This is a genomic window from Blastopirellula retiformator, assembly GCF_007859755.1.
GTDB lineage: Bacteria > Planctomycetota > Planctomycetia > Pirellulales > Pirellulaceae > Blastopirellula > Blastopirellula retiformator.
Map to the genome: position 1 here is coordinate 800,519 of NZ_SJPF01000003.1, position 15,446 is coordinate 815,964.

General features: G+C 59.0%; 13 protein-coding genes. 9 read left to right on the forward strand and 4 right to left on the reverse strand.

Annotated features, from left to right (window positions below; translation table 11 throughout):
- Nucleotides 1-5 precede the first annotated feature (5 nt).
- The 5 genes from Enr8_RS15065 to Enr8_RS15085 all read left to right on the forward strand — a co-directional run bounded on the left by Enr8_RS15065 (nucleotide 6) and on the right by Enr8_RS15085 (nucleotide 4,889).
- Nucleotides 6-860, forward strand: coding sequence for a hypothetical protein (locus Enr8_RS15065; RefSeq protein ID WP_146432938.1), 855 nt, complete (start codon nucleotides 6-8; stop codon nucleotides 858-860).
- Between the two features lie 24 nt (nucleotides 861-884).
- Complete coding sequence (locus tag Enr8_RS15070) at nucleotides 885-1,349, forward strand: hypothetical protein (protein WP_146432940.1); 465 nt, start codon at nucleotides 885-887, stop codon at nucleotides 1,347-1,349.
- A 382-nt stretch (nucleotides 1,350-1,731) separates the two neighbouring features.
- The gene (locus tag Enr8_RS15075) at nucleotides 1,732-2,802 is read left to right on the forward strand and encodes a DUF1559 domain-containing protein (RefSeq protein ID WP_146432943.1); all 1,071 of its coding nucleotides are present in this window, start codon (nucleotides 1,732-1,734) and stop codon (nucleotides 2,800-2,802) included.
- Between the two features lie 653 nt (nucleotides 2,803-3,455).
- Entirely contained in the window at nucleotides 3,456-4,457 is a 1,002-nt protein-coding gene (locus Enr8_RS15080) for a DUF1559 domain-containing protein (protein ID WP_146432945.1), read from the forward strand.
- Nucleotides 4,458-4,469: 12 nt separating this feature from the next.
- Entirely contained in the window at nucleotides 4,470-4,889 is a 420-nt protein-coding gene (locus Enr8_RS15085; protein WP_146432947.1) for a DUF4198 domain-containing protein, read from the forward strand.
- 86 nt (nucleotides 4,890-4,975) lie between these two features.
- On the opposite strand, the gene Enr8_RS15090 is transcribed toward Enr8_RS15085, so the two are convergent.
- Nucleotides 4,976-6,133, reverse strand: a complete 1,158-nt coding sequence (locus tag Enr8_RS15090) for a hypothetical protein (RefSeq protein ID WP_146432949.1) — start codon at nucleotides 6,131-6,133, stop codon at nucleotides 4,976-4,978.
- 349 nt (nucleotides 6,134-6,482) lie between these two features.
- On the opposite strand from Enr8_RS15090, the gene Enr8_RS15095 reads away from it, so the two are divergent.
- The 4 genes from Enr8_RS15095 (at nucleotide 6,483) to Enr8_RS15110 (ending at nucleotide 11,107) form a co-directional block, all read left to right on the forward strand.
- Nucleotides 6,483-8,267, forward strand: coding sequence for a 30S ribosomal protein S1 (locus tag Enr8_RS15095; protein WP_146432951.1), 1,785 nt, complete (start codon nucleotides 6,483-6,485; stop codon nucleotides 8,265-8,267).
- Between the two features lie 233 nt (nucleotides 8,268-8,500).
- On the forward strand, nucleotides 8,501-9,391 hold the full coding sequence (locus tag Enr8_RS15100; protein ID WP_146432953.1) for a sigma-70 family RNA polymerase sigma factor: 891 nt from the start codon (nucleotides 8,501-8,503) through the stop codon (nucleotides 9,389-9,391).
- A gap of 110 nt (nucleotides 9,392-9,501) precedes the next feature.
- On the forward strand, nucleotides 9,502-10,023 hold the full coding sequence (locus Enr8_RS15105) for an adenine phosphoribosyltransferase (protein WP_146432955.1): 522 nt from the start codon (nucleotides 9,502-9,504) through the stop codon (nucleotides 10,021-10,023).
- 22 nt (nucleotides 10,024-10,045) lie between these two features.
- Nucleotides 10,046-11,107 (forward strand): suppressor of fused domain protein, encoded by a 1,062-nt coding sequence (locus tag Enr8_RS15110; RefSeq protein ID WP_146432957.1) that lies wholly within the window; start codon nucleotides 10,046-10,048, stop codon nucleotides 11,105-11,107.
- A gap of 6 nt (nucleotides 11,108-11,113) precedes the next feature.
- Here the strand turns inward: Enr8_RS15110 and Enr8_RS15115 are convergent, their stop codons facing one another.
- The 3 genes from Enr8_RS15115 to Enr8_RS15125 are packed head-to-tail and all read right to left on the reverse strand — an operon-like array spanning nucleotide 11,114 to nucleotide 15,251.
- Entirely contained in the window at nucleotides 11,114-11,776 is a 663-nt protein-coding gene (locus Enr8_RS15115; RefSeq protein ID WP_146432959.1) for a lysophospholipid acyltransferase family protein, read from the reverse strand.
- Nucleotide 11,777: 1 nt separating this feature from the next.
- The gene (gene cmk / locus Enr8_RS15120; protein ID WP_146432961.1) at nucleotides 11,778-12,434 is read right to left on the reverse strand and encodes a (d)CMP kinase; all 657 of its coding nucleotides are present in this window, start codon (nucleotides 12,432-12,434) and stop codon (nucleotides 11,778-11,780) included.
- A gap of 6 nt (nucleotides 12,435-12,440) precedes the next feature.
- Nucleotides 12,441-15,251, reverse strand: a complete 2,811-nt coding sequence (locus Enr8_RS15125) for a glycoside hydrolase family 38 N-terminal domain-containing protein (RefSeq protein WP_146432963.1) — start codon at nucleotides 15,249-15,251, stop codon at nucleotides 12,441-12,443.
- Nucleotides 15,252-15,446 lie beyond the last annotated feature (195 nt).

Below are 15,446 nucleotides of genomic sequence, written 5' to 3' on the forward strand. Positions count from 1 at the left end.
TTGCTATGTCTCACCGAATTCGGTGTGTCCTTACGCTTGGCGTTCTGCTCTCGATCACCTTTGCCGCAGGCTTGCGTGCCGCTGACCTGCCTTACTTGGTTGGTACGGCGAAGGTAGAGATCACTCCCGACTATCCCGTCATGTTGTCTGGCTATGCCTCGCGCGGTTTGAAGGAAGTCTCCGAGACGATTCAGCCGCTCTATGCCCGCGCTGTTTCGATCGGCGACAAAGAGGAGTCGCCCATGGTGTTGATGATGGTCAATAACTGCGGCGTCTCGGCGGAGACAAGCGATCGGGTCGCCCAGCAATTGAGAGCGAAGTATCAACTTCCCCGGGCGCGGTTAGCGATTTGTTCGACGCATACGCACTACGCGCCGATGCTCAGCGGCGTCTTACCGAATCTCGCCTCGCAGTCGATCCCGCACCAGCGGCAACAGGCGATTGATCGCGATACCGGTGAGCTAGTCTCAGCGCTTGTCAAAGCGGCGAGCCAAGCGATCGACGATCGATTGCCCGCGCGGCTCGAGTTTGCAATTCGCGAAGTTGGTTTTGCCGCCAATCGTCGCGCTGGCGGTGGACCGTCCGATCATCAACTGCCGCTGCTAACCGTTTGCGATGCGGACGACAAAGTCCGCTCGGCGATTGTCGGCTACGCATGTCATTGCACGACGATTGGAACGACGCCGGCGTTTATTGGCGACTGGGCCGGTTATGGCGCCCAGTATCTGGAACGGGAATATCCCGGCGCCGTTGCGCTGGTCATCATTGGTTGCGGCGGCGACCAAAATCCGCAGCCGCGCGGAAACTCGAATTCGCACAGCAATACGGTCAGGCGATCCGGGACGAGGTCGTCCGCTTGATGAAGGCGCCCATGCGCCCGATCGATGGCGAAGGCGAGCGGCATCGATGGTTTTTACGCGTCGAAGTACGTCCAGCGAATCGAAGCCGGCCAGGCGATCCCGACCGCGCTCGACTACCCGGTGCAAAGCTGGACGCTGGGCGACGACCTAGCGATCGTCTTTCTTGGAGGTGAAGTGACGGTTGACTATTCGGTGCGTCTGAAGAGCCTGACGCCTTCGGGCAAATTGTGGGTCGCCGCTTACTCGAATGACGTCCGCACCTATATACCGTCGGCCCGGGTGCTCCAAGAAGGAGGCTACGAAGGGGGCGGCTCCCGAATCTTCGATCATTTCGGCAGCGCAGCGACAACTTCCGGAATGGCTTCCCGCCAAGAATTAGCAGACGCGCTTCTTGCCCATCGATCGAAGCGACTCTGGCCGGGAAAGGCCGGATTCGCCATCGTGCTTGTCTCGTATCAACAAGCATTGATGTTTTTTGCCGAGGCCTGAGCTTGGCCGATGGGAATTCGATCGTCCTTAATGTCGTCTTCCGAGTTATTTAGGGCGTAGAAGATTCTCTCCTTGACGTGTCAGCGCCGGACCGATGCGAGGGCGTTCGTATTTCTGAATAGGCCGAAACTGCGAAAAAATGATTTTTTTGTAATATTTAGATGGCAAAGCAGGGGAGAGGCGGGTACTTTCTTCTGTTAGAGAGTTCAGTGCATTTGTGCAGGGCCAAGTCCGCCGTTGATTGGGACTTGCGAGCGACACGAATTGTGCTGGTTCTCGGTCCACTCTTTCAAGTCCCGTCTTTGATCTTGGCGCTTCTGGTCGCCCGTCATTTTCCCATCATCTTGTCGGTCGATTTTCTCGACCAATCCTGGAGAGAATCATGAGCATCGTCAATTTTCGCCGCCGCCATCTTAGCGGCCGCGCCGGTTTCACGTTGGTCGAACTGTTGGTTGTCATCGCTATCATCGGCGTGTTGATTGCGCTGCTGTTGCCGGCGGTTCAGCAAGCTCGCGAGTCAGCGCGGCGAACGCAATGCGTCAATAACCTGAAACAGATTGGCCTGGCCCTCCACAACTACGCCGACACGTTCAAAGAGTTCCCGCCGCTGGCGATCTTGGGTGACGGAAACGGCAACCCTCAGGCGACGCGCTGCTATACCTGGATCTCGCTGATCTTGCCGCAACTGGAGCAAGGAGCGCTGCACGATCAGTTTAACTTTGCCGCGCCCGCTTGGAATCAAACGCTGCCCGGTAGTCTTGGTAACCTGCAAGGGGCTCCGGTCGCCTCGGTGTTGCTCTGTCCTTCGGACGGCACGCCGATGGATACCTCGCAAACCAACGGCGTTTCAATCACCAACTACATCGGCTCGGAAGGGTATCACTGGTGGACGACCGCCGGCATCAGCGACGCGACGCTAACCAGCCAGGGACTGTCTGGCTTTTCGTCGTCGACTTCGGCCAATGATTTCTCCGGCGCCTTTACGATTGGTCGGAAGACGCGGTTCGCCAGCTTTGTGGACGGGACCAGCAATACGATCGTCGTCTCCGAAACCAATGGCAGCGGGTACAAGAACGGCGGTGATCGGATGAAAGGGGGCACTGGCATCCCACGGTTGCCGACTGCCGAAGCGGTGGTTCGCCCCGCCTACGTCTTCACGGGCTTTGCCGGACTTAGCCGCCGCGCACCTTACGCGGACCCAACTGGTACGGCGGCAACGGCTGACGGCTGGTTCAATAAAACGGGCAGCAATCCGTACTACTTCACCCCGTCGTACATCGCCTATCGGCACATCAACAACGACTGGCAAGGGCCGGGCAGCTTCCACTCCGGCATCTGCAATAGCCTGCTGGGGGACGCGTCGGTTCGTACGATCACCGAAACGATGGACTACGGCACCTACCTGTGCTTGAACGCCGTCGCAGATCGTCACGCCCGCGGATTCGACCAATAGCGTCATTTGCCGTTTCGAGTTTGTTTTGTTTGTCAGCGACACCTCGCGTTGCAAGGAATTGATATGCGCTACCTCGCGTCCTTTGTTTTGATGCTTACGATTTGCCTGGTCCTTGGGTGCGGCGAAAAGAAGCCGGAATCGACCGTCGACACCACCGACGCCAGCATGACGGAAGCCCCGCCGGAACCTGGCCGTTGACCGAAAACGCTTTCAGGGATCCAAGGAGCCGAGCGGCAACGTTCGGCTCTTTTTTTTGTTGTTGTGGTAGTCCTCCGGTTCGTCGCACTGGCGAACCTGGGCATTGTTCGGCGACTCTCGCCTCCCCTTCTGGCACTCGCTTTCTCTCTCTCCGTCTCCCGCTCGGAGCGCTATCTCGCCACGCGGCAGGGCGAGTGAGTAGCGAAGCAGGCCCAAATCGATAAACCGCCAAGCATGGGTTGTGTCGCATTTGGTCAGAGAACATAGATTTCTTGAGTTTTTCGCGATTCTGTGTGTTTATGGGGGATGCTAAGCACCGCTTAGTGGTTAAAAATAGCACAATGCCGCCATCCAATCTGGTTGCTGTGCGGTTTTCCCTGACTTTCGGTGTTTTGGTTATCCACTTTTATCTGTTGAGCGGCCGCGCGGACGCTCATTCTGGGCGAGGAGAAATCATGGAGAAGAGGAATCTAGGGCGTGGGCGGCTTACACGCTTGTCTGGCTTCACGCTGGTCGAATTGCTGGTCGTGATCGCAATTATCGGCGTATTGATCGCGCTGCTATTGCCGGCCGTGCAACAGGCCCGCGAGGCGGCTCGGCGAATGCAGTGCACCAACAACCTGAAGCAGCATGGTTTGGCGCTGCACACCTATCATGACACGCACGGGGCGTTTCCGCCGGCGGTTATTAACCCGGGATGCCGCTACTGCGATGTGATTCCGGCGTCGCAAAACTGGGACGGCAATGTCCGGAACACGACGTTTCAGCTGATGATCCTGCCGTTTCTGGAACAGGGCAATCTGTACGATCAGATTGACTTTCGCTATCCGGTTGGGCTTTCGGCTCACTCCGACATGACCGATCCGGTCGCGGCCGACGCGGCGAGCAACATGAGCGCGATCAAGGGTGTGCATCTCGATGTATTCGCTTGTCCCTCCGATCCGGGCGATCAGGCCGGCACCAGCACTTCGACCTCGGGTCACTACTACACGATTAACTACTATCGCACCAGCTACGGGGCGATCACGTACACGTGGGAAGATAACTCCGACAACTCGAAACTGCTGTGGGGTTCCGCGGATAACAACTCAAGCTTGCGACCGGCTTTTGGGATCAACGGTTCGAGCAAGATCCGCGACATCGTCGATGGCACGAGCAACTCGCTGCTGCTGTGCGAAACCCGGATGATTAAATCCTCCACCAACTACGGACCGTATTGGGGAACCTGGACCAATACGTTTTGGTTGGCGATGGACTTGCAGATCAACTCGACGCGGATTGAATCGGGCGTTGATACGAAAAAACCGTATGCCTGGACGCCGGGCAGCAATCACCCAGGCGGTTGCAACTCATTATTCGCCGATGCTTCGGTTCACTTCCTAAGCGAAACGACCAATGCGAACACTCTCTACAACTTGGCGAAAATCGCCGACGGCAACGTCATTGGCGAATATTAAGAGGAACGGGCAATGTCAGAGAACGAGAAAGAAGGCCGCTTGAACCGGCGTGTGTTGCTTGGTTGCATGATCTTGATCGGTTTGGCGGGAGGATGTGGCCCGGCAGCCAATCATCCAGAACTGGCCCCGGTGACCGGGGTGGTGACCGTTAACGGTAAACCGGTCGAGAACGTGACCGTCGTTTTTACGCCGGCGACGGAAGGCCGCGTCTCGCGCGGCGGGACCGATGCGGAAGGAAAGTTTACGCTGCGATATGCCGGCGACGCTGATGGCGCCGTACTCGGCCAGCATGCTGTTACCTTCATGGTGATCGATGCCGACGCGCCAGCGAACGTTCTGCCCCGCAAATACGCAGATCAGACCGCGAGCATCCCGGCCGAGGTCACCAAGGCCGGGCCGAACGAGTATACGTTCGACCTGAAGGGAAGGTAACGCTGGGGATTCGCTTGAGTCCGCTTGTCACTCAGAAGACCGCCCGATCATTCATCGGGCGGTTTTTCGTTTCTTGGCCGCCCATCCTACGCGTGAACGAGCGAACGCCATCCGCTGCGAATGCGTGACAGCATTCGGCTGAAAAAATTGGTTGGCTGCGGTTCGTCGCTGAAGTCCAGGTAGTCGAGGAAGAAATCGGCCGCTCCGCCATGGACCGATAAGAGGCCGCCCCGTTTGCCGCCGCAGTCGATCTGGTGTTCGTTCAGACCGTACAAGAGGTAGCCCTTGCCTTGCCCACGATATCGATAGTCGCCACCACCATGCGGATCGGGTGGGACGCTGGCCAGGTAGTTTGGCGTTAGTTGGTCAAGGTGGTTGGGCAAGCTCCCCTGCTCTGCCTGGTAAACGAGAAGGGCTAATTCGATGCGAAGCAGCCGGAGCATCGCGAGAGAGCGGAGATCGGCGCCTGCGAAACTATTGCGGCGCGCTTGCGATTGTTCTTCTGGAGTCAGTTGCGCAAAACGTTGACGGTGCGCTTCAACTTGGGCGGCGATTTCGTCGCGCTCTTCTTTCGTAAGATCTGCGAACTCTTCCTGTTTCAGCCAGTTTTCGTCCCACTCTTCCTCTTCGACGCCATTCTCCAATTCCCACTGTCGGTCACGCTCATAGATGACGTCGTACGGTTCGCGGGACTTCTCGTAGGCATCTAGGTAATCTGGCAGCGATCGTTGCGTTTCCAGCGATAGCTTTCGCCGCATCTTGCGAAGGGCATTCAGTCCAACCCCTTCAATTCCGGCCGAAACGAGATAGTCGACGATCAGTCCCCCTTTGCGATTGGCGGTCGCCAAGAGGAAGCCGTACTCGATTTCCTTGACGGCAAGCGAAAGGTCGCCAGTCCGTTCAGCATGATGCGCTGACCAGGCGAATACGCGAGACAATTGCCGCACTGACTGAAATCGCCCGCCCGATTCGGCTTGCCATGTTTCCGCCGTTTCTGGGACCCAATTCTCACAGCGTTTTTTTAGTAGCTGACGGGCGACCGCCAGCAGACCAGCGTGGTCTGCCAGATATGCGGGGGATTGCTGGACGGCCGCTGCTTCGATCTTTTCGTCGGACGGAAAAGGGCCTTCGTAGCCCGGTTCGAAAAGGACGGCCAGCTCGGCTTCCCACGGGAAATCCGGAAGCTGACTAGCGACCTCCACCAATTGCGGGAAATTGTTCCCCTCGCGCATCGTGGTTTTCATGCTGCCGGCTCCTCTGGGCTACTGGCCCGATTCTACGGCGCGTGACGAAAACTTGCGAGAAAATTGGGGAGCCTGCGGCAGTCAGGCGGTTCGGCAGGCCACAAAAGCGGGTGTAGATTATCTATCTTGTTGCTGACTGATTCGGATTCGCAGCCTGGGAGGGGGTAGCGCGGTTGATTGGACTTGACAAATTTGCTAATTTTTCCTGTTCTCGCCCGATTGTTGACGGTGGGTAAGGCGCCGTGCGGCGCCGCCTCACGTCGGGGATGACGTTTCTTAACTTTTGGAGCCGAACGAGCGGCTGGCTGGGTCGTCCGCTGGTTTCTGGCTAGGTGTTTCTCTTTAATTCATGGTAAATCGTAACCTAATTCGCAATCTGGATAGCGACGATACGCTGACGTCGCTGATCGATAACTGGGTACAAGACGCTGAAACCAACGTCTTCGGGACGTTTGAAGAAGAAGAAGCTGTAGAGCTGAATAAAATCGTCGACGGGACCATTCTGCGGGTCGACGAGGAATACGTGCTGGTCGACGTCGGCGGCAAGAGCGAAGGTAGCATTCCGCGCGACGAGTGGGACGAAGAAGACGACGAGCCGAAGGTTGGCGAAACGATCAAAGTTCTCGTCGAGGATATCGAAGACGAGTTCGGTCGTACCGACGACCCGCACGGCATGATCACCCTCAGCCGTAAGAAGGCGCTGAAGATTCTGGAATGGGACGCGACGATGTCCACCATCCAGGAAGGCGCTGTGGTCGAGGGTACCGTCGTCCGCAAAATCAAGGGCGGTCTGTTGGTCGACATTGGGGTCAATGTCTTCCTGCCGGCCAGCCAGGTCGATATTCGCCGTCCGTCCGACATTGCCGACTATATCGGCAAGAAGGTCGAGTGCGAAGTTCTGAAGATCGACGAAGAACGCCGCAACATTGTCGTCAGCCGTCGCTCGCTGATCGAAAAGAAGCGTCAGAAGGATCGCGATTCGCTGCTGCAAGAGTTGGAAGTTGGCCAACGTCGCAAGGGCGTGGTCAAGAACATTGCCGACTTCGGCGCGTTCGTCGACCTGGGCGGCATCGATGGTCTGTTGCACATCACCGACATGAGCTGGGGCCGCATCGGCCACCCGACCGAAGTGGTGAAGATCGACGACGAAGTCGAAGTTCAGATCCTGAACATCGATCACGAACGTCAGAAGATCGCCCTCGGCATGAAGCAGATGCAGCCGAGCCCGTGGGATGGCGTTGAAGAGAAGTACCCGGTCGGCGCCAAGGTTCGCGGCCAGGTCGTCAACGTGATGAGCTACGGCGCCTTCGTCAAGCTGGAAGAAGGCATCGAAGGTCTGGTTCACATTAGCGAAATGTCGTGGACCAAACGCATCAGCCACCCGAGCGAAGTGGTCAACATTGGCGACGAAATCGACGTCGTCGTGTTGGGCATCAACAAAGAGAAGCAAGAAATCTCGCTTGGCATGAAGCAGACCCAGTCGAATCCTTGGGAAAATATCAAGGATCGCTATCCGGTCGAATCGGTCGTCAAGGGCAAGGTTCGCAACCTTACCAATTACGGCGCCTTTGTCGAACTGGAAGAAGGCATCGACGGCCTGCTGCACGTTTCCGACATGTCGTGGACCCGCAAGATTGGTCACCCGAGCGAAATGCTGGAAAAGGGCCAGGAAGTGGAATGCAAGGTCCTCAACATCGAAGAAGACCGTCGCCGCATCGCGCTCGGACTGAAGCAAATGGATCTCGATCCGTGGGCCAGCAGCATTCCGGACAAGTACCAGCCGAACCAGCTGGTCAAAGGTAAGGTCACCAAGATCACCAACTTCGGCGTCTTCGTCGGATTGGAAGATGGCTTGGAAGGCCTGCTCCACATTTCGGAATTGGCCGACGAAAAGGTCGAGAACCCCGAAGACGTCGTCAAAGTTGGCGACGACATCGAGGTGAAGATCCTTCGCGTCGACACCGACGAGCGGAAGATCGGCCTGTCGCGGAAACGCGTTCAGTGGGCTGCTGAAGACGAAGCCGCCGCCGCCGCCGCCGAAGCGACCACCGAAAAGGAACAGCAAGAGCTGAAGGGTGGTCTCGGTTCGTCGGGCCCGCTGTTTGGCACCAGCAGCGAATCGGAAGAAGGCTAAAACCGGAGCATCCGGATAGCCTATCGCCATCATTGACGGCGAAAATCGCTAAAACCTGCACGACCCCAACGAGTCAATCGTTGGGGTCGTTTTTTTTGCGCCTGCCGGAACCGCCCGCACATCCGATCCACCTGCGCCGTTTTGCCCTGGAGTTGAGATTCCCGTTCGATATCGACGATAGCATCCGTAAGTGCCAGCAACGCCCTCCCCCGCACCGTGAGCTATCGGACGATATGGCGACGAATACGAAAAAAGAGATCAAGGAAGAATCGGTCCAGAGCCCGCTGGAGACGTACCTTCGCGAGATCAACGAGACCGCTCTGCTCTCCGCCAAGGATGAGAAAGAGTTGGCCCGCATGATCGGCGAAGGGGACGTCAACGCGCGAGACCGCATGGTTCGGGCAAATCTGCGCCTGGTAGTCAACATTGCCCGGGGATATACCGGCAAGGGACTCGGCCTGCAGGATCTGATCGAAGAAGGCAATCTCGGCCTGTTGCGTGCGGTCGAAGGTTTTGATCCCGCGATGGGAACCCGCTTCAGCACGTACGCCAGCTATTGGATCAAGCAATCGATCAAGCGGGCCCTGATCAACTGCGCCAAGACGATTCGCATTCCGGCCTATATGGTCGAATTGCTGTCGAAGTGGCGCCGTGCGACCAACCGCTTGACCGAAGAACTCGGCCGTACGCCGACCCCCGAAGAGGTCGCACGCGTCTTGGGCCTGCCGAAGAAGAAGCTGCCGATCATCAAGAAGGCGATCAAGATCTACAACTCGACCCCGCAAACCGATCAGGCCGACAGCGGCTGGTCGCTGGGTGAGATGGTGATGGACGAGCGTCTGAAGAACCCCGAAGACGAGATGGTCGAACATGACGATCTGAAGAACGTCATGCAGATGCTCAAAACGATGGACGGTCGCGAGGCGACGGTCCTGCGGATGCGTTTCGGCCTGGAAGGGATGACGCCGCATACGCTGAAAGAGATCGGCGAGAAGCTCGGTCTGACGCGAGAACGGGTTCGCCAGATCGAGACCGAGGCGCTCGGCAAGTTGGCCGAAGGGCTGCAAGATCCTCGCGAACGAGAGCTGGAAGGCCCGTTCCGCCGCCGCCTGGTTCGCCGCTAGTCCTATTGGCGGTTCGCCGGCCCTGGCTTTCGCCGCTTCGATAAACCGCGTATATTCACCACCTGAGCGCTAGTCATTCAGGTGGTTTTTTTTGCGCGCAGCGAGACTCGATGAACGCTATCCAACTCGAAGCTTACATTCGCGACATCCCCAACTTTCCGAAGGAAGGGATTCTGTTCAAAGACATCACTCCCCTGCTCGCCGATCCGCAGGCGTTTGGCGCCGTGATCGACCAAATGGCGGCGCAGTACGAGGGAAAAGGGATCGATGTGATCGTCGCGGCCGAAGCCCGCGGGTTCATCTTCGCCGCCCCGCTGGCGCTGAAGTTGGGAGTCGGCTTCGTGCCGGTTCGTAAGCCCGGCAAGCTGCCGTTCGACACGCACTCCTTCGAGTACGAACTGGAGTACGGTACCGACACGCTGGAGATCCACATCGACGGCGTCTCGGCTGGTCAGAACGTCTTGCTGGTCGACGACCTGCTGGCGACCGGGGGTACGATCAAGGCTTGTGCGAACCTGGTCGAAAAGATCGGCGCCACCGTCGCTGGTTGCTGCTTTCTGATCGAGCTGGGCTTTCTGGACGGCGCCGCCAAGGTTGCTCCGCACGAATGCTTCAGCCTGATCAAATACTAGTCCGCTGTCGGGAGAGGCCCGGATGCAGGAATCGGTGATCCTTCGCGAACAGCCGAACTTGTTCGAAACCCAAGTCGCCATCCTGGAAGTTGATGGCGACAACGAGAGCATCTATCTCTACGTCTTCCCGCCGCAAGCGCCGAAGCAGATGCATGCGCTTTGGGTCGGCAACTATAGCGAGCGAGACGCCGCTCAGGTCGAAGAGCAAATGCGGGCCGCGCTGCCGCCACGGTTGCCCCATGCCGAGATCAACGAGGCCGGCCTAATTCAAGATCTGGAGCCAGACAACTGGGATGTACGCTGGAGTCTGGATCAGCAAAGCGTCGCGGTGTGGCACTTGGAAAAGATCGTCGCGATCATGCCGTCATGGGGCCCGGCGAATCGCTTCCCTGGCTTTGCCTTGGGCTGTAAGAACGAAACGTCGGTGGCCTGGCCGCTGACCTCAGAGAATGTGTTGCTGACGCGGTTTGCCCAGGAAGACGAATTCTTGCGCGACTGGAGCGAAGACTCGTGGCGTCAGATCCAAGAGGGAACGCTCAAAAGCTACGAGTCGCTCCATGTCGGCACGATGCGTTACTTCGCCGCCGATCAAGGGAAGTGGCCGCCGCTGGCGATTACGCTCTCCAGCAACGAGGGGCGTAGTTTCATGGCGACCGCCGGCATGGCGATCTTGCCGATGCCGGGCGCCGAACCGGATGACGACGACGCCAAGTCGCGTCGCATCGAATTGGGAATGATTGGCGATACCTCGGAAGCCGACGAGGAAGTCTGCCGGGCACTGTCAGGCTTGGCCCGCTATCCCTGGCGTTACGCAACCCATTTTGATCATGCACACACGATTCCGACCGAGGCCTTCGCTGGCGTCGCCCCGCAGTTTACGCACCTGGCGATCGCCGAAACGGCCAGTTTCTTGCCGAACGTTGGACTCCCCCAAGTCGCCGGCGAGCAGCCTCGCTTCCTGTTTCTGATCCCAATTACCGCCGCTGAACAAAAGCTGGCCGAAAACCGCGGAACGCAGACGCTGCTGGAAAAACTAGAAGCCTCCCCTGCCCCGCTTTCTCTAAAACGCGATCCGGTGGAGTAGCGGCGCCTACGCCAAAGCCCGGCTCGCTCGAATCGCGGCGAACGCATCCGCAATCCGTCGATCGAGTTCCGCCAGCAACTCTTCATCGCAAAGCGTCTGCAGCATCTCTGTGGAAATCGGTGGTGCGATGCGGATGTGGATCACGCTGCGGCGCGGCAGTGTGGCGGTTCGCGGCCAGGCGTCAAACGCGCCGTCGATCGCTACGGGGACGATTGGCACGCCGCCGCGACGCGCCATCGGAATGAAGCCCCCTTTGAGCGGCTGGAGTTCGCCGTCGCGGGTGCGGGTTCCTTCGGGGAAGATCAGAACCAATTCACCCCGCTTCAGACGCTTCAGCGTTTCCTTTAGCCCTGCCAGGCCGGAACCTTCGCGATCGACTGGGATCGCATCCAGCGAGCTGATCAGCATCCGCAACGGTAGGAATTTGAACAGCGTGCCGCGGGCCAGAAAATTGAGTCGGCGATCGCACGTCAGCCCGACCAGCAGCGGATCGAGAAAGCTCTGGTGGTTCGGGCAGACGAGCCCGCCTCCTTCGGTCGGCCAGTTTTCGCGGCCGTAGACGCGGATCCGGAAAAGGCAGACGCCGGCCAGTCGCGACGTTACCCGCAACGTGTCGTACCAAATTCGCTTCAGGAACGAGCGTTTGTGCTGCGCTGCTTCTTTGCTCATGTCAGAGGGCGGCCTGTCGCTGTTGCACGATGTCGATCAACCGCTGGATCACTTCGTCGGGCGTCATCCCGTCGGTGCACAACTCGACCGCGTCGTCCGCTTTTCGCAGCGGGCCAACTTCGCGGCTCGAGTCTTCCTCGTCGCGGCGATTCTGTTGCGCCAGGATGTCGTCAAACTCGGCGGCAACGCCCCGCGTCGCCAGATCCGCCACGCGGCGGCGAGCTCGTTCTTCCGGCGATGCGGTCAGAAAGATCTTGCATTCGGCATGCGGAAAGACGACCGTCCCTTGATCGCGGCCTTCGGTGACCAGGTCTTTCTCGCGGCCAAACTGTTGCTGTAGTCCGACCAAGTGCATCCGTACGGCGGTATTCGACGCAGCGAAACGCGTCGCTTGGGTCACTTCGGGCGAACGGATGTCGTCGGTCGCGTCGACGCCGTCGACTAGCACTCGCCCGCCAGAGAGATCGATGCCGATCTGGTTGGCGACTTCGGCGACGGCCGTTTCGTCAGTCAGCTCTCGGTCGTTTCGCAACACCGCCCACGCGACCGCGCGGTACATCGCGCCGGTATCGAGAAACTCAAAGCCCAGCCGCTGAGCGACTTGCCGCGAGATCGAGCTCTTGCCGGCGCCGGCTGGCCCGTCGATGGTGACGATCATTCCCTGTTAGCCCTTCGTCTGTTCATCCCAATAGACGTCGATCTGCCGCCACTGGCCGGCTTGCAGTTCGAATTCGACGCGATCGCCGTTGGTCAGCGCGCCGCCGGTCGCTTCGCCGTTGAACTCCTTTAAAACCGCTTTGCCGACATTGCGGAAACAGCGGAGTTTTCCCTTGGCCGGGCGTCCTTCGGTCTCTAGCAGCCGCACCGAGAAGCCGATGACCGCCTCGCCCGAGGTCAGCGGATCAAGCGCCGTTATGATGACGTTTTTCGCGTCCAGATGCAGCGCCCAGGAAGTGTCGCCAGGCGTCGGAGAAGGGGCGTTCTCGAGTCGCGGCGGCGGCGAGTAAGTCAGGCGCCGCGCGTCTTGCAGAGGATACGGCAGGTCGATGCCGATGCCGAGTTTGAACGTGCGAGCCGTTTCGCCGCGAGGAATCAAGATCGTGTCGAGCATCCGCCCGCGCACGTGCTGGTGAAACGGCAGGCCGCCGGTCAGCACCTGAGTGCGGGCTTTGCCATTTTCGACCTCGATGTAGTTGGGGGCTTCAATCCGCTTCGAGTCGACCCGGCGGCGTTGCCAGTGTTGGTCGCGATACAAAAACGCCGAACCGTCGCTCCACGCGAATCGGGCACAGAAGTAGGAGTTCCAGGCCTCCATCTTCGGCTCTTCGTGTGGCGTCAGGTGGATGTCGATTTCTAGCACGCGACTTGATCGCCACAAGGTGTAGACCTGCTCGAACTGGGCGAGCGCGTGACCAGCCGTGTTAATCAAGCGGCCGGCGATTTTGATTTTTCCGGCGGCGGAAGTGTTGGTGACGATGTCGATCGAGTCGGCCGCCATGATCGAGTAAACGGCGGTTTCATCCGGATCGACATAGCGAGCACCGGTCGCCGGGCGTTCTCCCGGGAGTCGCAACGCCAACTGTTGCGAGAAGCGATTGCCGCGGCTCTTGTAGTCGTAGATCGATTGCAGGGCGCCGGTGATCGGATCGAAATGAACCTCCATATATTCATTGCGCAAGACGCCATCTTTGATCATCGTTTGCGTCTTGCCGCTCGGCGAGGATCCGCCAGCGGGCAGCCAGGCGTAGCCGCACGCCGGAGCCTCCCAAACCGCGTGGCGGCCACTCTTGTCTTCCGCCGCGATCAACGTCGCTTTTCCGCCGGGGAGCGAATCAAGTTGATCGGTCTCGCTGCCGCCGACCGCAGTAAAGCTAATCGGATTGGCGATCAGCAGGGCAGGGGACGGGGGATCGTCGCGACGCGGCAATTTCGCGGCGAAGTTGGTCAGCGCGCCTTCCACGATTGAATCGGCATTGGATTCGGCAGTCGACCCTTCGGCCGGCTCTGCCCAACTGCGATGTGGATCATGGCTTGGGCCAGCATGACCGGTAACCAGGGCGGTGACCGCCTCGACGCTATTGGCCGCATCAAACTTGGCGTTGTCGACCGCTCGATCGCGATGCGCAGAAACAGGGCCCGCCTGGCGGCGAATAACCGCTTGCTTGTGATAGGGCGAGTTGTAACGTGCGTCTTTGAACGTGTCGTGATACGGGGGAAGTTCGGTCTCGGCGAAATAACGCTCGACCGTCATGAAACTACCCAGTCCGCTCGAATAGCGGGCGATGCGGCGGAGGTCTTCGTACCAGGGAGAGACATTGCCGGGCCAGTGGGCGAAGCAGATCGTCGCCACATGGTCCGAGTCCATCGCTTCGCCCAGCCGTTGAAACAGGGCGATGAAGCTGTCAGGCGTGCTGGCGTCGAGCGGCGGTCGGGCGATGGCGTCGATCTTGCAGCCGTCATTTCCTTGCCACGAAACCTTGGTCTGGTTCGAGTGGGTGAACTTGCCGTCGTCCATCGTGGCGTGGATCGCCCCGTGAAAACCAAGGCTCTTCAGCACTTGCGGCAGAAACGAGGAAAGGCCGAAGCGGCGGCGGCCGAAGATGGTCGGGCGATACCCTACATGTTTTTCGTACGCCGAGATGCCTTGCCGGAAGTTGGCCAGCAGCGTTTCTGGATCGTACAGCGGTAGCGGGCCTTCGCGGTATTCGCCGCCAATCAGGCCGCACTGTTTCGCTTGTAACTTTTCTCGCAGCTTCGCAGCCGTCTCGGGCTGCGACTGAGCAAGCTGCTCGATCACTTCGCCGCTGGCGACGACGTTGGTCGGCTGCCCGTTTTCCAGTTCCTTCGCCAGGGCGGTCAGCGTTGTTGACGCGCAGAGGGTCAGGTCCAGAAAGTAGGAGTCGACCGGATAGAAGCTGTTTCGTTCTTCGGCGAGAACGTCGAAGCAGGTTTGCAGCAGCACGCGAGCCGCTTCGGTCTCGCCGATCACGGCCGACTGGGCGGCGGCGACCAGCTTTTCGCTGAAATAGACCTCGTCCAAATTGCTGGAGTAACGCATCTGCCGCGTCAGTAGTTCGGTCTGCAAGTAGCAGTAACCGAGGGCGACAAAGTCTGCGGCGAGATCCTCTTCCAGGCTGTCGGGGTTTTCGAGGCCTTCCAGCGCGGCGGCGATCGCTTCGTCGCGATTGACCATTTTGCGGATCACCTTGGCGCCCGATTCTTTGGCCCGGCGAGAAAATCCGGCCTGCATATCCTTTTCGCTGACCAGCGGGATCAGCAGCAGACGCTCATCCAGGGTGTCCGGCGGCGAGTCGATGCGGGCCCATTGCGGCATTTTTCCGGTCCCGGCGATCAGTTCAGGACGCCAGATCGCCGACCAGCAGGCAAGTAGGCTCGCCGCTTCGTCTCCGCGATGATGCGTCGGAAAGTCCTCGAAACTGTGGCAGGGGATCAGGATGTAGACTTCTTGATACATCAACGAGGCGGCTCTTGGGCAGGGTGGTGATGCGGCAAATCCGGGGCGGACGTGTCGGCATTATAGCCGAGACGCGGCGGTGGGCGACATCCACCGTTAGGCCATGATTTGTCAGAAGTTATTGTCGTTAAACGTGTTACAGCACGAACTGCGAAGCTGAAATGCAGCCTTAGGCAGCACGCAAATTCTTAAAAA